The organism is Alicyclobacillus acidocaldarius subsp. acidocaldarius DSM 446, assembly GCF_000024285.1.
GTDB classification, from domain to species: Bacteria; Bacillota; Bacilli; order Alicyclobacillales; family Alicyclobacillaceae; genus Alicyclobacillus; species Alicyclobacillus acidocaldarius.
In genome coordinates, this window is the sequence record NC_013205.1 from 754,954 (window position 1) to 773,758 (window position 18,805).

The window sequence follows — 18,805 nt, forward strand, 5'->3', positions numbered from 1 at the left end:
GGTAGCGAAAGAGGGTTGTACGGACCGTGGTCAACGCATCACCGGTATTGCAAGTCAAGAATCTTGTGAAGAGTTTTTCGGGTGTCAGGGTGGTGAAGGGGGTCGATATGACACTCGTTCGCGGTCGAGCGGTGGCCCTTGTCGGAGAAAACGGAGCGGGTAAGTCCACGGTCATCAAAGTCATCGCAGGTGTTCATCAGCCGGATGAGGGAGATATCTTATTTGAAGGAGAACGTATCCGCATCCCGACTCCGAATTTTGCCCACAGGTTGGGCATCTTCACCGTACACCAAGAACCTTCCTTGATGCCGGAATTGTCGGTGGCGGAAAACGTGTTCATGGGTTTTCATCCACATCGTAAGATGGGCCCAGTTCGCTGGCTGAATCGGCGTGAAATGTATTCACGTGCGGCGGAAGTCTTCGAACGGTTAAACATACCTATCGACGTTCGGAGTGCTGCTCACCAGCTTCCCATTGCACAACAACAGATGGTTGAAATCGCCAAGGCGCTCATTCACGACGCTCGAGTACTGATCCTCGACGAGCCCACAGCGACGCTATCTCAACGCGAGGTCCAAACGCTGTTTCGCGTGGTCCGTGAGTTGATGGAGCGTGGAGCAGCTGTGCTCTTTGTATCCCATCGGCTTCAGGAGGTTTTTGAGCTTTGCTCAGAAGTCTCGGTGATGCGAGATGGACACTTGGTCGGGCACTTCGCCGTGGATGAGTTGACACCGGATAGGCTTGTGAGCCTGATGGTTGGTCGTGAAATCCAGCTGCAACGTCGATCGTATGAGCGCCATACAGATGTTCCTAAATTGGAAGTCCGCGACCTTTCAAAAAAGGGAGTGTTCCATCACATCAGTTTGAAAGTGTACCCGGGTGAGATTGTCGGGCTTGCGGGTCTGGTCGGATCTCGTCGGACAGATGTTGCGGAAGCGCTCTTCGGTATTGCGCCGGCAGAGGAAGGCGAAATCTGGATCGATGGTCGTAAGGCATCTGTGAGATCGGTCCGCGATGCGCTGAATCATGGTTTGGTTTACGTGCCAGAGGACCGGCACAAGCATGGCGTGGCCTTGAATATGAGCATCGCCTGGAATCTCGCCATACCGAATAGGGCCGCGGTGTACACATATGGGATTGCTCGGAGGGTCGATGAATGGCAATTGACCGAGAGGATGAAATCCCAACTTCAAATTAAGTCGCGCTCACCGGAGCAACCTGTGGCGGAACTCTCCGGAGGAAACCAGCAAAAGGTCGTATTTGGGAAGTGGGTTGCAAGACAGCCGAGCATCATGATCCTTGATGAACCGACCCGCGGCGTTGACGTGGGGGCGAAAAGTGAGATCTACAGAGTGATCTTTAACTTGGCCGAGGCAGGGGTAGCTGTCCTCGTAATTTCCTCTGATTTGCCGGAGATTCTCACCTTATGCGATAGAATCCTCGTGATGCGCGAAGGAGAACTCATGGGAGAGATTGACGGGAAACATGCCTCCGAGGAGGCTGTCATGCGCCTTGCGACAGGAGTCGGCGCGGGCAGGGACAACAACGGAGACGGAGGCCCGAGATCATGAGTGGATTACTGAAAAGGCGCGAGTTTTCACTCGTTGTGTTCATCCTGATTTTTCTACTCGTTATGTTGTTCGTTACTCCGCGTTTTCTTCAACTGGGGAATCTTATCAATATACTACTTAACATATCGACGGTTGGAATTTTGGCAATGGGTCAGTGCTTGGTCATCATCACGAAGGGGATTGATCTGTCGGTTGGGGCAAATATGGGGCTTGTGACGCTCGTGGTTGGCACCCTGTTACTGAACGGTGTGCCGACCTGGTTGAGCATCGCGATCGGTGTGGCTACGGGGCTTGTGTGTGGCGGGCTGAATGCAGTGTTGATTAGCCTTCTAAGGCTACCACCTATCATCGTGACACTAGGAACTCTCAGTTTGTTCTCGGGTTTGATGTACATGGTCACCAATGGGCAATGGATTCAAAATCTACCTTCATCATTTCTTGCCATAGGAAATTCGAAAGTTGTAGGCATACCTGGTCCAGTGATTGTGCTTGTGATCGTCTTGATTGTGCTGTCCGTCTTCATGGAACAAACAGTCCTTGGTCGGTACATCTACGCCGTTGGCAACAACCCAAACGCTGCTCGTCTGGCAGGCCTATCGACGAATCGTACCATCATCGTCCCTTACGTCCTGATGGGTTTGCTGGCCGGCATTGCAGGGGTTTTGTACCTGTCATATAACGGCTTCTCTACCCCAACTACCGGCGCCGATTTAAATTTGGAGTCTATCGCGGCGGCCGTGATCGGTGGAACCAATGTCTTTGGCGGACGCGGTACCGCATTGGGGTCGGTTCTAGGTGCGGTTCTGCTTGGGGTGATTACCGAGGCACTGGTGTTCTTTCATCTCCCAGCAGTCTGGAACGACGCAGTCGAAGGTCTGATCATCCTGATTGCGGTCATCGCGGATAGCGGATTGCGGCGTTCGCAAAGGGTAGCGGGGTGAGAGGTGTGGCCGAGAACAGAATTTGGTCACTAGCTATTGCGGGTCTGTTAATCCTCGAGATTGGGTTCTTCGGTGTGTTGAGCCCGGACTTCGTAAGTCCGCAAAATTTGCTGGCCTCAACAGAGAACTTTCTTCCGGTTGGTTTCATGGCTCTCAGTATGACGCTGGTCATCATTACAGGCGGCATCGACCTGTCCGTTGGTTCCATGATGAGTCTTTGTGGTGTCGTTATGGGACTGCTGTGGCAGCACGGAGTGAATATTTGGTTGGCTGCGCTTTTATCTATCCTTCTTGGCGCACTCCTAGGATTCATCAACGGCCAACTCATTGTTCGGACGGGCATTCAACCGCTCATTGCCACGCTGGCAACGCTATTCATTTACGGGTCTTTAGCCATGGTGCTTGTAGGTCAAGGTGAGGGTTCTATTTATGGATTTCCACAATCCTACCTGAGTCTGGGGACCGGCACGGTTTTGAAATGGATCCCCATCCAGCTCATTTTCTACGGAGTCGTTGCTTGTCTATTCGGGTTCCTGCTGAAATACACGAGCTACGGCAGGCAGGTTTACTTCGTTGGAAACAATGAGGGAGCAGCGCTGTACTCCGGTCTCCAAGTAAACCGCGTCAAGACGATTACGTATGTGCTGTCTGGATGCATGTCTGGCGTAGCCGCGGTGTTCATGGGTGCATACTTCGCATCAGTTCGGGGCGACATGGGTACCAATTACGAACTTTCGGTGATCACGTCGTGCCTCGTGGGCGGAGTAAATGTATTTGGAGGATCAGGTACCATTTTAGGGGCGTTCCTTGGAACGTTTCTCCTTGGAGTTCTGCAACAAGGGCTCAACATGCTCAATGTCTCATCCGTAGAACAATCCGTCGTAACGGGCGCGATGCTGATTGCGGCTGTGGGTCTGCAACAACTGAGTGGTCTATTCTCGCGCAGGCGTCGTGTCTCACGTCAGGACAGCTCGTCGGCGGTTGAGACAACAACCAGTGCGCGAGATTAGCCTATATATCCAAATTGGCCATTGGCCATAGGAGGGGGTACATTTCATGAAGCTCCGCACGAAAAAGGCGAAACACAAGGCTCTGGGTGGATTGGCAGCCGCAGCGCTCGTGGCCACTGTGACGGGGTGTGGTACTGTCGCGACCACCGCGTCCACGCCCAATTCGAATGCCGGGAGCGCAGCAGCCTCGTCGTCCAAACCGATCAAGGTTGCCTTTATCCCGAAGGAAATCGGCATACCGTACTTCACAGGCGCGGATCAAGGGGCCCAATCTGTTGCACCGAAGCTTCACATTCAACTCACGTATAACGGGCCGACGCAGGCAAGCGCAGCTGATCAGGTTTCGATGATCAACAGCTACGTTGCCCAAGGTTACAACGTCATTGCTGTGTCCGCGAATGATCCCACTTCTTTGGCCCCAGCGTTGGAATCTGCAATGCGCAGGGGCGTGAAGGTCATTACGTGGGACTCTGATGTCATCCCGTCGGCGCGCCAGTTCTTTGTCGACCAGGCGACAGCGCAAGGCATTGGCACCACTCTTGTACAGATCACGGCGGAACATTTTAAGAGCCAGAAGAATGTCGAGGTTGGCATTCTGTCGTCCACCCCGACAAATCCGAATCAGAACGCCTGGATCGCGGTCATGAAACAGGCGATTCAGAGCAAGTACAAGAACTTGCATATCGTAACCATTCAGTACGATCAGGAGCAACCTGACGTGGGATTGACGGCCGCTGAAAACATGTTGCGAGCCTATCCACAGATGAAGGCGATAATATCTCCGGATTCTGTTGGAGTCCCTGCTGCAGCAGAAGCCGTCGAAAAACTGGGCCTTAAGGGTAAAGTGTTCGTTACCGGACTCGCGGATCCAATTCAAATGAAGCAATATGTGAATGACGGGACTGTCCAGGAATTCGTGCTGTGGGACGTGCCGAAACTGGGTGCTCTCACCATGTATGTCGCTCGGGCCGTGGTAGATGGTACAATGCCTGTAAACGGCACGTTCAAGTGTGCGTTGGGTTCGTTCAAGGTGCAAAATAGAGTTGTACTTTTGGGCAATCCAACAATATTTAACAAATCGAACATCAACAATGCGAATTACTGAGAACGGATCGTTTGGTTCTAGAGTGTGCTCTTGATTGAGGAAGTGAACCGTGCGAATGCTCCCAGCCGAACGACAGCGAGCCATCCTGCAATACCTGAACGAACGCGGCAGCATCCGCGTGAAAGAACTCAGTCGCATGTTCTCCGTGACCGAGGAGACCGTGCGGAGAGACCTGCACATCCTTGAGATGGAGGGCAAACTGCGCCGCAGTCACGGCGGCGCAGTTCGCATTGACGACGACACGCCTGCAGAGACGTCGTACCTGGTGCGCGAGTCGGAGCATGTGCCGGAGAAGATGGCCATCGCGAGAACCGCCATCACGTACGTGGAACCGGGCGACAGCATCATCCTGGACGCCAGCAGCACGGCGCTGCACGTGGCCAACGCGCTGCCCAACATGCCGCTCACGGTGTTGACGAATTCAGTGAAGATCGCCATGGAGCTCGCGCCCAAGGACAAAATCGAAGTGATTTCGACAGGTGGGATTCTTCGGGCGAGCTCGTTGTCGTACGTCGGCCCGATGGCGGAAGAGGCTATCGCGCGGTTTCACGTGAACAAGGCGTTTTTGTCGTGCAAGGGCGTGCACGTCGATCACGGCTTTACCGAATCGAACGCGCTCCAGGCGCTCGTGAAGCGCAAGATGGTGGAGATCTCGGACACGTTATTCCTCCTGGCGGATCATAGCAAGATCCAGGTGCGCGACTTCACCAAGGTGGGCGATGTGGACGAGATCGACGTGCTCATCACGGATGCGGACACGCCGGACGACGATTTGCGGCGGTTCGAAGCGTTGGGTGTGAAAGTCGTGAAGGCGGAAAAAGAATGAAGGATAGGCGTCCCGTGTGCGGTGGTGCGAGGGACGCCCTTTTTTCGCGCGTGACGAGCCCGGCGTGCGGCCGGCCGTTCACGCGCCTTCTGTGCCATCCTGCAGAAGGAAGCAGATCACGCGCGCGGGGCCGTGCACGCCGATGGTCTGATCGTTCTCGATGTCGGACGATCGGCTTGGGCCGCTGATGAAGTGCACGTATGCAGGGATGCGCCCGCTTGGGGCGACCTCTCGCAGGCGGGCCATGGCGTCGCCCAGGCTCTGCACAATTTGGATCTCGCGCATCACCACGAGGTGCACGAGCGGGACCTGGTGCACGGTGCGGCCTGCGACGCCTCCCGTCGTCACCACCAGGGTCCCCGTATCCGCGACGCCGCAGACCGCGCCGGTGATGCCGACGTCGATGTCCAGCCCACATTTCGCGCCCGTTTTTCGGGCTTGTGTTCATTTTCGACAGGAATTTTGATTCCACACGTGGAATTGGATAGCCCGTCGTATCTTCGTGCGGGAGGCTTTCCAGTTGTTCGGTCCAGTTCGCTCGTATGTCATGGGGCCTGCGCCCGTTTTAGCCAGACTGATCGACGAGTTGAAGTGGGTAGAGATTATCGACGAGTTCGTGCCACGTCCGGATAGCAAACTGTCCGTCGGGCTGCGTACCAAGGCGTTGCTGGTTAATATCGGCACGAATCGCGAAGCCCTCTACCGGGTGGAGGAGTTCTACGCGCAACGGGATGTGGAAGTCCTGCTTGGAAGCGGCGTCTCCGCAGACGATCTCCATGATGACGCTTTGGCCCGGGCTCTGGATGCCTTGTACGACGCAGGTCTCGAGGCATTATACGCGCGTATCGCCCTCCACACGCTACGCAGACTCCGGGTGCTCAGCGATTCCAACGAACTCATCCCCATCCATGCGGATACCACGTCGCTCTCTATGACAGGCGAGTACCTGGACCAAACAGCGTTTCGCATTGACCGGGGATTCTCCAAGGACCACCGGCCTGATCTCAAGCAAATTGTGTTTGGACTTTGCACCGTCCATGGTCTGGGGCTATGCGCGAACGTCAACCCTGGGAACTTGGACGATCACACATGGAATTTCGAGAACATCCAGCAACTCCTGAGCCAGCTCGATGAGGAGACGCGAAAGAGAAGCGTCTACGTCGCGGACGCGGCGTTGGTGACGAAGGACAACCTTGAGCTTTTGGCGGAGGAAGACTTCCATTTCATCTCACGACTGCCGGGGACGTATAAGCTGTCCGAGGACCTGAAGAGAGCGGCATGGGAGAAAGAAAACAGCTGGAAAGAAGTCGGTCGGCTCGCTGAGGCGGAAGACAGCGCCCATTACAGGATCCAGGCCTTCCGTCGCACGCTGTACGGGCGAACGTATCGATTCGTCGTGGTGCGCTCCTCCAGCCTGGATACCCGGAAGGAGCGTAAGCTCAAAGAGGTGCTCAAGCGTGAGAAGGCTGCGCTGGAGAAAGCGGCCAAGGCGATGAGCCAAAACGTCTACAGTTGTGAACAAGATGCGCAGATGGCCATGCAGACCTTCATGCACGAACACCGTGCCACTTTGCATCCCATCTCCGCCCGCATATGTGCCGAGCAGGTGCAGGCAAAACGCGCGCGCCGCGGTCGCCCGCGCAAAGATGACCCGCCACCGCCGGTGCATACACAGTACCGTGTGGAAGTGGCGATCTTACCGCCTTCTGAGGAGCGGGTTCAGCAGTGGCGAGAGAAGGAAGCGACGTTTGTGCTCATCACCGACATCCGCGATGATCAGCGTGTGTCAGATGAACAGATCCTCCGCCTGTATAAGGAACAACACGAGGTGGAGGCGCGTTTTCGGTATCTGAAAAGCCCGTATCACGTGGGTCCCATCTACCTGCATAAGCCGACACGGGTGAAAGCGTTCGGTTTCGTCATGCTGTTATCCCTGCTCTTGTATAGCGTATTGGAATATCTCATCCGAGAGAAGATGAAGCGGGAAACGGAACCGCTCATGCTGCCAGGCAATCGAAAGAGTTTTCGTCCAACAGGGTTGGCCATCCTCGAGATGCTGGATGGAGTGACGACCGTGCACATGCAGGTCGGCGACACGTGGCAGCGAGTACCTGCAACGCCTCATAATCCTCAGATCATGAGGGTTCTTAAGCTGCTGAACATGGACCTGAGCATCTACACGGAAGCGCAAAAAACGGCTTGATCAACGTTTGGGTCCGTGTGCACAGGGTTTCCAAAACTGAACATTTCTCAAAAAGATCGCGCTTTCGATAGCCCACACCCTTCCAGTCCCACAGTCGTCGGACGCTCAGATGGCTACCTCGCTCGAGTTTCCAGCTAAGTTTCTGTCGCGCGGCGCGAAATGTGGGGTCCAGCACCGACTGCTCGCCAAAGCGCCGCGCCCCCCATTTGTCCAGGACCTCTTCCACGTCCACGGGCCAGGGTGCGTCTTTACCCCAGGCGCCGACGGATCGCGGGTTGAGCGCCTTGAGCGCCTCGTCGAGCGCCGCGCGCAGGGCCGCCTCATCTTCGCACTGCACGATCTCGCCCGCAAGCGCCTGGAACCTGGCGCAGAACGTCGCCACGCGCTCCTCGTGGCTCGTCCTGCGATGCGCCCAGAAATCCGGCACGCCGACGGCGTCGCGGGGGGCGGGCGCCGACCCGGGCGCTCTGCCGAGCCGCGCTGCGATGTTCGCCAAAAAACCCGCCTTATCCACGCCTCGTCCCTCGCTTCCTCGCCATCCACCACTCGCGAAACGTCTGGCTGCCAAGGGCAGGGAAATCGCGCCGATCCGTCCAGCCCGCGAGCGGGCCAATCTTCGCGCGGATCACGCCGCCTTTCGCGAACCCGCCCTGGAGGCGCCTCGCCAGGCGGATGGCGCCGAGATAGCGCCGATGATCCGCAAACGTGACTCGGTACGCCGCGAACGCCGCCTTTTCGCCCGTTTTGCCGCCGGTTTTGGCCACGAACCGCTGTCGCTCCTTGACCAGCATGTCGTGGAGGGGAATCTTGACCGGACACGCCTCGTAGCACGCGCCGCACAGGCTCGAGGCGTACGGCAGATCCTGATACGCTTCACCGCCCTCAAGCAGGGGGGAGAGCACGGCGCCAATGGGCCCGGGATACACCGATCCGTACGCGTGGCCGCCAATTTGCCGATACACCGGGCAGACGTTGAGGCACGCGCCGCATCGGATACAGTGGAGCACGGCCTGAAAGTCGGGATCGCCGAGCTGGCGCGAGCGGCCGTTGTCGAGGATGACGACGTGCATTTCTTCGGGGCCGTCGCCATCGCCCGCGCGGCGCGGGCCGGTGATGAGCGACAGGTAGGTGATGGTGTTCTGCCCGGTCGCGCTTTTCGGCAAAAGGTGCGCGAACACCTCCAGATCGTCGAGCGTTGGGAGGATGCGCTCCATGCCCATGAAGACGATGTGCGTCTTTGGCAGGTTGGCGACGAGGTCGGCGTTGCCCTCGTTGGTGAAAAGGGCAATCGAGCCGGTCTCGGCGATCCCGAAGTTGCAGCCGGTGATGCCGATGTCCGCCGTCAGGTACATCTCGCGCAGGCGGCGGCGGGCGAACGCGACGAGATCGCGCGTCTCCGTGGTGAGGTTTTCGCCACCGTCCGCCTCGAACAGCGCCTTGATCTGCTCGCGCGTCTTGTGGATGGCCGGAATGATGATGTGCGATGGGGTTTCGCGCGCGAGCTGCACGATGTATTCGCCGAGATCGGTCTCGATGACCTCGACGCCGAGTTGCTCGAGGTGGTGGTTGAGGTGGACCTCCTCGGTCACCATCGACTTCGACTTGACCACGCGCCTCGCGGCCTTGGCGCGCACGATTTGCGCAACCGCGTCGAGCGCCTCGCGCGCATCGGCGCAGAAGTGGACGTGGGCGCCGAGCCGCTCGAGGTTGTCCGCGAACTGCGCGAGGTAGTGATCCAGGTTTTCGATGGTGTGCCGCCGAATGGCTTCACCGCGATCGCGCCAGGTTTCCCAGTGGCCGAAGTCTTCGGTCACAGCCTGCTTGCGGTTGCGCAGCCTGTCGGTCGTGAAGTGCACGGCGCCGCGCAGGAAGTCGTCGCGCAGGGCCACCTTGGCGCGGTGGCGCACGGAGGAATGGGCGGTCATGCGGTCACCTCCTCGGTCAAGCCTGCGGCTTCAGCCAGAAGCTCGGCGAGATGCATTACGCGGATATGGGCGCCGCGGCGGGAGAGGGTACCGCCGATGTTCATGAGGCAGCCCATGTCGGTGGACACGAGCACCTCGGCGCCGCTCGCGAGCACGTTGTCCGCCTTCTCGTCCGCCATGGCGCTTGAAATTTCGCTCATCTTGACGGAGAACGTGCCGCCGAAGCCGCAGCAGTCGCGGGCGTAGGGGAGATCGACGAGCTCGAGATCCCGCACGTGGCGCAGGAGCTCGAGGGGTTCCTCGCGCACGCCGAGGAGGCGCGATCCGTGGCAGGACGGGTGGAACGCGACGCGGTGCGGAAAGCGGCCGCCGAAGTCCACCTTCTGCAGGCTGCGGACGAGAAACTGAGAGAGTTCATACGTTTTGTCGGCGAGTCGCTGGGCCTCGTGCGCGAGGGCCGGATCGCCCGCGAAGAGGCTGGGGTAGTAGTGCCGAAGCATGCCGACGCACGATCCCGACGGGCTCACGACCGCGTCGGCGTCGGCAAACGCCTCGAGCAGCGTGCGCGCGACGTGGCGGGCCTCGTCGGCGTATCCGCTGTTGAAGGCGGGCTGGCCGCAGCAGGTCTGGCCGATGGGGAAATCGACCTCGCAGCCGCTCGCCTCGAGAAGGCGCGTGGTGGCGATCCCGACGCGCGGGAAGACGGCGTCGACGATGCAGGTGATAAACAGGCTGACTCTCATGGCGCAGACCTCCATGACCGCGACCGGACGAGCGTGATCGGTCACTGTACACAAGCTGTCGTCTCCAGTGTAACGCTTACAGGCATGGCGCGCACCGATGGCCGCGGCAAATTTCGTAGCAACGTTCATTATAGCAAAACAAACAGAAACAAATAAACGAAAATAGATAGAAAGCCACATTCCGGGGTCTTCCCGGGATTTCCAACCTCATCGATGTATACGGGTAGCCTTCGATCGGAGACATTACGGTACAGATTGGGGGGTGAAACCTGTGACCATCGCGCAGCAGGTGAAGACGACGCTCGCGAACCTGAAGAGCGCGCAGGCGAACCTCGAATCGTTTGCGCTCGCCACCGACAATCAGCAGGCCAAGCAGCTGTACACGCAAGCGGCGCAGCAGACGCAGCAGGTGGTGCAGCAGCTGCAGGCTCGCGTCGCCGAGATCGAGCAAGAGGAGCCTCAGTACAAGGGCTTCTAATCCACAACGGCGCCAGGGAGGGTGCTCCCTGGCTCGCTTCACGTCGATGGAGGTGAGCGGGTGGCGGAGTGGCTGACCATCCTGATCCGATCGCTCATCGCGTTTACTGCCATGTTTCTGTTCGCGAAGCTCATTGGCAAGCGGCAGCTTTCACAGATCACCTTCTTTGAATACATCGTCGGGATCGCCATCGGCGACATGGCGGCCATCATCCCGGATCAACTGCAGGCGCCGCTGTATCACGGGCTCCTGCCCATGGCCGTGTACACGGCGCTGCCGATTTTGCTCAGCTTCATCGCGCTCAAAAGCAAGAAGGCGCGCGACATCCTCGAGGGCAAGGCGCGGGTTCTCATCCAGAATGGGAAGATTCTCGAGGATAACTTGCGCAAAGAGCGCATGTCCACCGATGAATTGCTGGAGCATCTGCGGGCCAAAAACGTGTTTCAGGTGGCCGATGTGGAATTCGCCATCATGGAATCGAATGGTTCCGTCAACGTGATGTTGAAGCCGGAGGCGGAGCCGGTGACGCCGAAGCGCCTTGGTCTCAAGGTGCCGACCGAGTCGCAGCCTCAGGTCGTGATCATGGACGGGAAGATCATGGACGAGGGGCTCGCCACCCTGGGGTTCAATCGCAGATGGCTGAAGGGAGAACTGGACAAGCTCGGGGTGGCCGTGGAGAACGTGTATCTCGCGCAGGTGAACGCGGCCGGGGAGTTGTACGTGGATCTGTACGACGACCGGATTCAGGTGCCCGAGCCGAAGGCGCGCGAGCTGACGCACATCCTGCTGAAGAAGGCCCGGGCGGATCTCGAATTGTTCGCGCTCGCCACGGAGGATGAGGCGGCCAAGCGGGATTACGCCGCCATGGCGAAGCGGATGGAGCGCGTTCTGAACGAGACGGAGCCGTACTTGCGGCACTAGGGAGGGGACGCGAGATGCCGAAGGCACAACTCAAGAAGGCAACGCCCGTGATGCAGGCGTATCAGGCGTTCGCATCGGCGCGTGAGCCTGCCCGCCCCATGGCGAGAAACCTCGTCATCGCGTTTGTGGCGGGCGGCTTGGTGTGTGTCGTGGGCCAGGCGGTGAGCGACTTCTTCGTGCACGTGTGCGGATTCAGCCGCAAAGACGCGGGCAATCCGACCGTTGCGGTGCTCATCGCTCTCACGTGTCTGCTTACGGGGCTCGGCGTGTTCGACAAAATCGCGCGGTTCACGGGCGCGGGCACGGCCATTCCGGTGACGGGGTTTGCGAATGCGATGGCCTCGGCCGCCCTCGAGTCGAAGACGGAGGGATGGGTGCTCGGCGTGGGCGCCAATATGTTCAAGCTGGCCGGGGCCGTGATCGTCTGGGGCGTCGTGGCGGCCTTTTTCATCGGACTCCTTCACACGCTCGTCGCGCCAGGGAGGTAGAGCATGCTCAGGGGACACCAGAGCTGGGAGTTTGAGCACCAACCGATGATCCTGTCGACGGCGGCCATCGGCGGGCCGATGGAGGCCAAGGGACCGCTCGCCGACGACTTCGATCTGCTGCACGCGGACATCCGCATGGAACAGAAAAGCTGGGAGCAGGCCGAGCGCACGCTCTTGGACGAGGCGTGTCAGAAGGCCATCGAGAAGGCGGGCATCACCAAGGACGCGGTCTCCTTTCTTATCGCGGGGGATCTCATGAATCAGATCATCTCGTCCTCGTTCGCCGCGCGGACGCTCGCCATGCCCTATCTTGGGATCTTTGGCGCGTGCTCCACGTCCATGGAGGGGCTCGCCTTGGCGTCGCTGCTCGTGAACACCGGCTCGGCCCGCTACGTTCTCGCGGCTACGGTGAGCCACAACGCCGCCGCGGAGAAGCACTACCGGTATCCGACGGAGTATGGCGCGCAGAAGCCGCCCACCGCGCAGTGGACGGTGACGGCCGGTGCGGCCGCGATCGTCGCGCCGAACGACGGGAAGGGTGAACATCCAGTGGTCACCAGGGCCACCATCGGGCGCGTGGTGGATATGGGGCTCACCGATCCGTTCAACATGGGCGCGGCCATGGCGCCCGCGGCGCTCGACACCCTCATCAGCCACTTCCGGGACTTTGACCTCCCGTACGACTATTACGATCTCGTCCTCACGGGCGATCTCGGCCGCGTCGGATCGCGCATCCTCCGCGATCTCATGATCGAACACCATGTGGACATCCCGCAGGACCGCTATGGCGACGCCGGCGTCCTCATCTACGGCGACTTGCCGGAGGTGTTGGCTGGGGGCAGCGGCTGCGGGTGCTCGGCGTCCGTGGCGTACGGCCATGTGCAGCGGAGGCTTCGGGACGGCGAACTCCGCCGCGTGCTCGTGGTGGCGACGGGGGCGCTTTTGTCCCCCATCTCGTATCAGCAGAAGGAGACCATTCCGTGCATCGCGCACGCCGTCGCCATGGAGTGGCCGAGCGCGGCCTGTCAGGCAGGGGGGAGTGCGCCGTGATGTATCTTTGGGCGTTCCTCGTCGGCGGCGCCATCTGCCTCATCGGCCAGTTTCTCATGGACGCGCTTCGCCTTCAGCCCGCGCAGGTGGTGTCCATCCTCGTGGTGGCCGGCGCCGTGCTCGGCGGACTCGGCCTCTACGATCCCATCGTGCGCTTCGCGGGCGCCGGCGCCACCGTGCCCATCACGTCCTTCGGCAACGCGCTCGTGCAGGGCGCCATCGCGGAGGGCAAGGCCCACGGGCTCGTCGGCGTCATCACGGGCATCTTCGAGCTCACGAGCGCGGGCATTTCCTCGGCCATCGTGTTCGCCTTCCTGACGGCGGTCTTCTTCCGGCCCAAGGGGTAACCACGTCTCCTGTCGCATCCTGTCGATCTCGCCTCTTCCTCGGCGCATTCGCATCGGCAAATTTCCATGAAACACAACGCCCAGTTGCTTCGTCACCTAGATATAATCGAAACGGGGAATTTCGACACGGATTGCGCCGACGGGAGGAGTTACAGACAATGCCAAAGCCGATAGGCGGGCATGGCCGGTACATGCCAGGACTGGACGGATTGCGAGCGCTTGCGGTGCTCGCCGTGATCGCGTATCACGTCAATTGGGGCGGAGCTCCCGGAGGCCTGCTCGGCGTTCAGGTGTTCTTCGTGCTCTCCGGCTACCTGATCACGGATCTCCTCGTGTCGGAGTGGCGAAACACAGGGCGCATCGACTTCAAGCAGTTTTGGCTGCGGCGCGCGAGGCGGCTCTTACCTGCGCTCGTGGTGATGCTCGTCGCCGTCATGATCTGGGTTTACCTGGCGGATCGCGCGCAATTTGCGCAGTTTTTTCAGGACGCCGTCGCGTCGTTCTTCTACGTGAGCAACTGGTGGTTCATCTTTCATAAGGTTTCCTACTTCCAAAGCTTCGGGCGACAGACGCCGCTCGGCCACCTGTGGTCGCTGGCTGTGGAGGAGCAGTTCTACCTCATCTGGCCGCTCCTGCTCCTGTTCGCGCTGAAGCTTTTGAAGCGGCGCGGGCGGATCCTCGCCTTCACGGGCCTGCTGGCGCTCGCCTCGGCCGTATGGATGGCGGTGCTGTATCAACCGGGCATGGACCCGACGCGCGTCTACGACGGGACGGACACGCGCGCGTTCGGGCTCCTCATCGGCGCGATGCTCGCGTTCGTATGGCCGTCGAGCGCGTTCAATCGCCCGCTCGCGCCTCGCCGCCGCCTGCTGCTCGATCTCGTCGGCCTCTTGAATCTCTTCGCGATCCTTTGGATGATCTGGCAGACGAACGAGTACGAGCCGTTCTTGTATCGCGGCGGCCTTGTGATTCTCTCGATCGCCACCGCAGGGTTGGTAGCATGTCTGGCGCATCCCAGCACGCTGTTGGGCCGCGCGTTCGGATCCCAGCCCTGGCGCTGGATCGGTGTGCGGTCGTATGGCATCTACCTCTGGCACTTTCCCATCATCGCGCTGACGACGCCGCTCATCGACGCGAACGACTTCAGCCCGCTTCGCGCGGCATGGCAGGTGGCGCTGGCAGTGGCGATTGCCGCGCTTTCCTGGCGGATCGTCGAAGAGCCCATTCGGCGCCTTGGCAAGCGCCGGAGGGCGGAGGGCGCCATCGTTCGAGATGTGTACCGCACGCGACGCGTTCGCAGCGGGCGGCGCCGCGTGATGTATGGCACGGGCGTCGTGGCCGGGATCGCCATCCTCTTCTGCGCGGGCATGACCGCGTATCCGGTGGTGGCGTCACTCGGCAAGGTCCACGCGAAGCCTGTGATGGCGGGCGGATCGGGCGACAAGCCGTCTGCGCCGGACGCGCATGCCACCTCGGGCGGTGGAGAGACTACGAAGGGTTCGCCAACTGGGCCTCATCCAACCTCGGCGTCTAACCCTTCGCGGACCGCGAACGTGCGGACCATCGCAGATCCCAAGCCGAAGAAGGCGTCGGGTGTCGGCGTGACGGCGATCGGGGACTCGGTCATGATCGACGTGGAGGCGGATCTCGAGAAGCTCCTGCCGGGCATCGTGTGCGACGGGCAGGTGGGCCGCCAGATGGACCAGGCGCCGCAGGTGGTACAGGCCCTGAAGGCGAAAGGAGAATTGGGCCACATCGTCATCCTCGAACTCGGCACCAACGGGCCCTTCAGCAAACAACAGCTGGTCTCCGTCCTCCAATCGCTCGGGCCTGTCAAGAAAATCGTCCTGGTCAACACGCGCGTGCCTCGACCGTGGCAGAACGCGGTCAATCAGACGCTGGCCCAGGTGGCCGCCACGTATCCGCACGTGGTGCTCGTGAACTGGTATCAGGCGAGCGCAGGGCATCCGGAGTATTTCTGGCCGGACGGCGTGCACTTAAACCCCACGGGGGCCATGGTGTACGCCAAGCTGGTGGCGCAGGCGGTGGAGCAGTGAGGCGGAGACATCGGGGAGTGGGAAGAGGTTGCAGAGGCTCGTCGCGCCCGCGTCGCTGCAAGCTTTTGCGCGCGCTTGCTTCGCCGCAGCAGGTGTGGCGAAGCGCGACGCGGATTGGTCCGCCACCGCGCTTGTCGAATCGGATCTCCGCGGAATCTCGAGCCACGGCGTCATGCGTCTGCCGTGGTATCTGCACGGATTGAAAAGTGGCAAAGTCAACCCGAACCCGCGATTGGTTTGGAGGCGCACCGGACCTGTCACCGCCGTGCTGGATGCGGACGACGCCCTTGGCTTCGTGAGCGCCAAGGAGGCGGCCGCTCACGCGGTGGAGTTGGCTCGCGAGGCGGGGCTCGGCGCGGTTGCGGTGCGCCGGGCGAATCATTGTGGCGCCCTGTTTTTGTACGCCGAGTGGGCGACGCTGTATGGCATGGTGGGTTTCTGCTGTGCCAACACGCATCCCGCGCTGGCGCCCCCGGGCGGCCGAAAGCCCGTCATCGGGACGAACCCCATCGCGTTCGCGGCGCCGACGCCGCTCGATTATCCTCTGTCCATCGATCTGTCGACAAGCGCCATCTCGCGCGGCGCCGTGATCGAGCGCGCCCGGCGCGGCGAATCCCTTCCCGACGGCGTTGCGGTCGATGAAGACGGCGCGCCGACGAAAGAGCCGCATCGCGCCCTGTCGGGGGCGCTTCTGCCGATAGGCGGCGCCAAAGGGTACGCCCTCGCGCTCATGGTCGAAGTGTTGGCGGGCGTCCTCGCCGGCGCGCAGGTTGCGGGCGACGTCGGGTTCATGTTTGCGGACGACGGCAAGCCGCCAGGCAACGGATTCTTTTATCTTGCGTTGCATCCGGATTTCTTTGTGGGCCAGGAGGCGTTTCTGCAGCGAATGGCGTCGCTTGTCGCGGAGATCCACGACGCGCCTTCCGCACAGGGCCAGCCGCCCATCTCGGTGCCGGGCGAACGGCGGCATCGGGAGCGGGTGAGCCGCAGCCGCCGAGGGATTCCCATCTCCGACGAGGTGTGGGCCGATCTCGCCGAGCTGTCGGATCGACACGGCATTCCGCTGCCCGAGGTGTGGGGATTTGAGTGAGCTTAGGCGCGGCGGATTGCGCACAGGCTGGCGCCGGTGCTCATCCTGAGCTCGGTTTGGCGCTGCCGGCAGGCACGAGTGTGCCCTGCAGATCCTGGGCCAAAAGCGATCCCGCCAATTCATGGCCGAGCGTGTTGGGGTGCCAGTCGTCCGCGCTGTACATCTGGATGGACTGGCGATGGGCGGCGAGGTAGCGCTTCATCTGGTTAAACAAATCGACGACGATCACCTCCGGGGTCTTGAATTGTTTTGCCACGCGAATTTCGTCCGCGACGAGTTGGCTTTCGGACGCTTGATCGTGCCCGTAGGATGCACCGGTGGGCGGCGGTGTGACGACGACCACGTCCGCGTGCGCGGCAAGCGCCTGTCGAATTTCAGATTGAACGGCTTGTTCAAACGCGGCGATGGGCGTCTTGTTGGCGATGTCATCCAACATGCCCCACGAGATGACCACGACCTGGGGATGGATTTCGCTGAGAAACTCGGCGTATTTGGCCGCCATCTGCGTGGGGCCGTAACCTTCGATGGATTTGTTGATGAACTGAAAGGATATGGGGCCGGTCTTCGTCAGTTTCTGAAACGCTCGCACGAGATAGCCTCCGCCGGTCTTGTCATCCCATCCGTGTGCGACGGAGCCGCCGACACCCATCGCGACGACCGGCTGCGCCGACGGGTGAGCAATGAGCGGATAGGGACTCGCCTGTCGCGCCGCCGACTGCGCGCTTTCGGGCGCCGTGGGCGCGCTGTCCGCCGCGTTGGTCCCGCAGGCGCTGACGGCGCAGACGACCGCGCAGGCGCCAAGCCACACCGTGAAGCGACGCCTTCTCATGTCCATGGCCATGCCGCGAACCTCGTTTCTCGTGGCGTTGTGTCCCTTATTATACCGTTTCCTCGCCGACAGAAATGGTCCCGTCCGGTCCTCAGTCCTGGGGAGATTCCATCTTGTCGCAGTAGATGTGAATCGCCTGCCGCAGCGTGAGGGTCAATCCATTTAGGTTTCGAATGTAGGTTCGTCGCAGGGATTGCGACCATAAAAAAAGCGCCCGCATCAGGCGCTTTGCTTTCAAAATCCCTTCAGGATGCCGATCCGCCCTCGGTATGGCCCGACGAGGTGGATGGTCCCGCCTTGAATACGGGTGCGGTGACAGGGAATTTCGCGAGGATGTCCTTCACCAAAAGCTCGGCCGCGAGCGCATGGCCTCTCGCATTGGGATGCCAGCTGTCGTGCATCAGCGGCTGGATGCTTTCGTGGTGAGCCTGGAGATACGCCTTCATCTGGTCAAACAGGTTGAAGACGTACACATTCGGGTTGTGGAAGCTGTCCGCCACCTGAATCTCGCTCTCCATGAGCGCCTGTTGCGCCGCCCGGTACGTGGTGTACGACGCCTTGGACACGGGCGTCGTCACAAGCATGACGATGGCGCGATGATCAAGCGCCTCCTGGATTTGCCATCGCACCTGTTCGTCGTACACGCGAAACGGCGTGTGTTGATACAGGTCATCCAGGCCGCCCCACGCGATGCACACAATCTGCGGCTGGTACGTTTCCAGCCACTTCACGTACGTATCTCGAATGCTGAGCACGCCCTTGCCCGGCTCTGCCTTGTCGATCACGTCATACGTGATGGGCGTCAGCGCGGAGAGGGCCGAAAACGTCCGATGCAGATAGCCCCCGCCCTTGGGATCCTTCCAGCCGCGCGCGACGGACGAGCCGATGACGAGCACCCGCACGACGCGGTCCTGCGCAGGAGCGTTCGGCGCGTTGGTTCCCTCGCTCGAATTGGCATCCGTTCCGCTCCCCGCCGGGTTGCCGGGCGCGGGCACCGGATTCGGCGCCACGCCTGAGCCCGTCGGCGAGGCGTCCGTGGATGTGGAGTTTGCGTCCACAGATGCGGAGATGGTCTGCGGTCCGGATGATTCATGCCCATCCAACCCACTCGACGCTGCTCGCGCGGTGAGCGACGTGGGCAGCCACAACGCGCTTACGACGAGGGCAAACGCCAAGAACCCCATTTGCCAGCGCCGTTTCATCGCCACGACCCCCCAGGAT

Annotated in this window: 19 protein-coding genes; 13 read left to right on the top strand and 6 right to left on the bottom strand. The window is 60.6% G+C overall.

Going from position 1 to position 18,805, the window contains the following annotated elements; all coding sequences use genetic code 11:
• The first annotated feature begins 26 nt into the window (after positions 1–26).
• The 5 genes from AACI_RS03560 (at position 27) to AACI_RS03580 (ending at position 5,453) form a co-directional block, all read left to right on the top strand.
• Positions 27–1,571: a sugar ABC transporter ATP-binding protein gene (locus AACI_RS03560; protein WP_148213727.1), complete on the top strand. Its 1,545-nt coding sequence runs from the start codon at positions 27–29 to the stop codon at positions 1,569–1,571.
• Positions 1,568–2,512: an ABC transporter permease gene (locus AACI_RS03565; protein ID WP_012810113.1), complete on the top strand. Its 945-nt coding sequence runs from the start codon at positions 1,568–1,570 to the stop codon at positions 2,510–2,512. Before AACI_RS03560 ends, AACI_RS03565 begins: the two co-directional genes overlap by 4 nt.
• Positions 2,513–2,586: 74 nt before the next feature.
• Complete coding sequence (locus AACI_RS03570) at positions 2,587–3,522, top strand: ABC transporter permease (RefSeq protein ID WP_280959727.1); 936 nt, start codon at positions 2,587–2,589, stop codon at positions 3,520–3,522.
• Between the two features lie 46 nt (positions 3,523–3,568).
• Positions 3,569–4,627, top strand: coding sequence for an autoinducer 2 ABC transporter substrate-binding protein (locus tag AACI_RS03575; protein WP_012810115.1), 1,059 nt, complete (start codon positions 3,569–3,571; stop codon positions 4,625–4,627).
• Positions 4,628–4,682: 55 nt separating this feature from the next.
• Positions 4,683–5,453, top strand: coding sequence for a DeoR/GlpR family DNA-binding transcription regulator (locus tag AACI_RS03580; protein WP_041707317.1), 771 nt, complete (start codon positions 4,683–4,685; stop codon positions 5,451–5,453).
• 78 nt (positions 5,454–5,531) lie between these two features.
• Here the strand turns inward: AACI_RS03580 and AACI_RS03585 are convergent, their stop codons facing one another.
• On the bottom strand, positions 5,532–5,864 hold the full coding sequence (locus tag AACI_RS03585; protein WP_342626158.1) for a LutC/YkgG family protein: 333 nt from the start codon (positions 5,862–5,864) through the stop codon (positions 5,532–5,534).
• A gap of 91 nt (positions 5,865–5,955) precedes the next feature.
• On the opposite strand from AACI_RS03585, the gene AACI_RS03590 reads away from it, so the two are divergent.
• A complete protein-coding gene (locus AACI_RS03590) occupies positions 5,956–7,656 on the top strand; it encodes an IS1634 family transposase (protein ID WP_041707247.1) in 1,701 nt (566 codons plus the stop codon).
• Here the strand turns inward: AACI_RS03590 and AACI_RS16865 are convergent.
• Genes AACI_RS16865 through AACI_RS03600 form a run of 3 tightly spaced genes read right to left on the bottom strand, consistent with a single transcriptional unit; the run spans position 7,601 to position 10,324 of the window.
• Positions 7,601–8,170, bottom strand: a complete 570-nt coding sequence (locus AACI_RS16865) for a hypothetical protein (protein WP_012810117.1) — start codon at positions 8,168–8,170, stop codon at positions 7,601–7,603. The two genes, AACI_RS03590 and AACI_RS16865, sit on opposite strands and share 56 nt — an antisense overlap.
• On the bottom strand, positions 8,163–9,581 hold the full coding sequence (locus AACI_RS03595; RefSeq protein WP_012810118.1) for a LutB/LldF family L-lactate oxidation iron-sulfur protein: 1,419 nt from the start codon (positions 9,579–9,581) through the stop codon (positions 8,163–8,165). Before AACI_RS03595 ends, AACI_RS16865 begins: the two co-directional genes overlap by 8 nt.
• A complete protein-coding gene (locus AACI_RS03600) occupies positions 9,578–10,324 on the bottom strand; it encodes a (Fe-S)-binding protein (RefSeq protein WP_012810119.1) in 747 nt (248 codons plus the stop codon). Before AACI_RS03600 ends, AACI_RS03595 begins: the two co-directional genes overlap by 4 nt.
• Before the next feature lie 271 nt (positions 10,325–10,595).
• On the opposite strand from AACI_RS03600, the gene AACI_RS03605 reads away from it, so the two are divergent.
• The 7 genes from AACI_RS03605 to AACI_RS03635 all read left to right on the top strand — a co-directional run bounded on the left by AACI_RS03605 (position 10,596) and on the right by AACI_RS03635 (position 16,755).
• On the top strand, positions 10,596–10,802 hold the full coding sequence (locus tag AACI_RS03605) for a DUF1657 domain-containing protein (RefSeq protein ID WP_012810120.1): 207 nt from the start codon (positions 10,596–10,598) through the stop codon (positions 10,800–10,802).
• A 60-nt stretch (positions 10,803–10,862) separates the two neighbouring features.
• Positions 10,863–11,723: a DUF421 domain-containing protein gene (locus AACI_RS03610; RefSeq protein WP_012810121.1), complete on the top strand. Its 861-nt coding sequence runs from the start codon at positions 10,863–10,865 to the stop codon at positions 11,721–11,723.
• Between the two features lie 14 nt (positions 11,724–11,737).
• Positions 11,738–12,211, top strand: coding sequence for a stage V sporulation protein AC (gene spoVAC, locus AACI_RS03615; protein ID WP_012810122.1), 474 nt, complete (start codon positions 11,738–11,740; stop codon positions 12,209–12,211).
• A 3-nt stretch (positions 12,212–12,214) separates the two neighbouring features.
• Positions 12,215–13,261, top strand: coding sequence for a stage V sporulation protein AD (spoVAD, locus tag AACI_RS03620; protein ID WP_012810123.1), 1,047 nt, complete (start codon positions 12,215–12,217; stop codon positions 13,259–13,261).
• Positions 13,261–13,608: a stage V sporulation protein AE gene (gene spoVAE, locus AACI_RS03625; RefSeq protein ID WP_012810124.1), complete on the top strand. Its 348-nt coding sequence runs from the start codon at positions 13,261–13,263 to the stop codon at positions 13,606–13,608. The genes spoVAD and spoVAE overlap by 1 nt, the downstream gene beginning before the upstream one ends.
• 158 nt (positions 13,609–13,766) lie before the next feature.
• The gene (locus AACI_RS03630; protein ID WP_012810125.1) at positions 13,767–15,665 is read left to right on the top strand and encodes an acyltransferase family protein; all 1,899 of its coding nucleotides are present in this window, start codon (positions 13,767–13,769) and stop codon (positions 15,663–15,665) included.
• Positions 15,666–15,693: 28 nt separating this feature from the next.
• Complete coding sequence (locus AACI_RS03635; protein ID WP_012810126.1) at positions 15,694–16,755, top strand: Ldh family oxidoreductase; 1,062 nt, start codon at positions 15,694–15,696, stop codon at positions 16,753–16,755.
• Between the two features lie 40 nt (positions 16,756–16,795).
• On the opposite strand, the gene AACI_RS03640 is transcribed toward AACI_RS03635, so the two are convergent.
• On the bottom strand, positions 16,796–17,596 hold the full coding sequence (locus AACI_RS03640; protein ID WP_012810127.1) for an SGNH/GDSL hydrolase family protein: 801 nt from the start codon (positions 17,594–17,596) through the stop codon (positions 16,796–16,798).
• A 233-nt stretch (positions 17,597–17,829) separates the two neighbouring features.
• Positions 17,830–18,786, bottom strand: coding sequence for an SGNH/GDSL hydrolase family protein (locus AACI_RS03645; protein WP_012810128.1), 957 nt, complete (start codon positions 18,784–18,786; stop codon positions 17,830–17,832).
• Between the last annotated feature and the right edge of the window lie 19 nt (positions 18,787–18,805).

What these genes read in the sequence shown, in the direction of transcription:
- AACI_RS03575 (WP_012810115.1), top strand. Translation starts at nt 3,569, where the DNA reads ATGAAGCTCCGCACGAAAAAGGCGAAACACAAGGCTCTGGGTGGATTG.
- AACI_RS03580 (WP_041707317.1), top strand. Translation starts at nt 4,683, where the DNA reads ATGCTCCCAGCCGAACGACAGCGAGCCATCCTGCAATACCTGAACGAA.
- AACI_RS03630 (WP_012810125.1), top strand. Translation starts at nt 13,767, where the DNA reads ATGCCAAAGCCGATAGGCGGGCATGGCCGGTACATGCCAGGACTGGAC.
- AACI_RS03640 (WP_012810127.1), bottom strand. Translation starts at nt 17,596, where the DNA reads ATGGCCATGGACATGAGAAGGCGTCGCTTCACGGTGTGGCTTGGCGCC.
- spoVAC (WP_012810122.1), top strand. Translation starts at nt 11,738, where the DNA reads ATGCCGAAGGCACAACTCAAGAAGGCAACGCCCGTGATGCAGGCGTAT.
- AACI_RS03645 (WP_012810128.1), bottom strand. Translation starts at nt 18,786, where the DNA reads ATGAAACGGCGCTGGCAAATGGGGTTCTTGGCGTTTGCCCTCGTCGTA.
- AACI_RS03595 (WP_012810118.1), bottom strand. Translation starts at nt 9,581, where the DNA reads ATGACCGCCCATTCCTCCGTGCGCCACCGCGCCAAGGTGGCCCTGCGC.
- spoVAE (WP_012810124.1), top strand. Translation starts at nt 13,261, where the DNA reads ATGTATCTTTGGGCGTTCCTCGTCGGCGGCGCCATCTGCCTCATCGGC.
- spoVAD (WP_012810123.1), top strand. Translation starts at nt 12,215, where the DNA reads ATGCTCAGGGGACACCAGAGCTGGGAGTTTGAGCACCAACCGATGATC.
- AACI_RS03600 (WP_012810119.1), bottom strand. Translation starts at nt 10,324, where the DNA reads ATGAGAGTCAGCCTGTTTATCACCTGCATCGTCGACGCCGTCTTCCCG.
- AACI_RS03565 (WP_012810113.1), top strand. Translation starts at nt 1,568, where the DNA reads ATGAGTGGATTACTGAAAAGGCGCGAGTTTTCACTCGTTGTGTTCATC.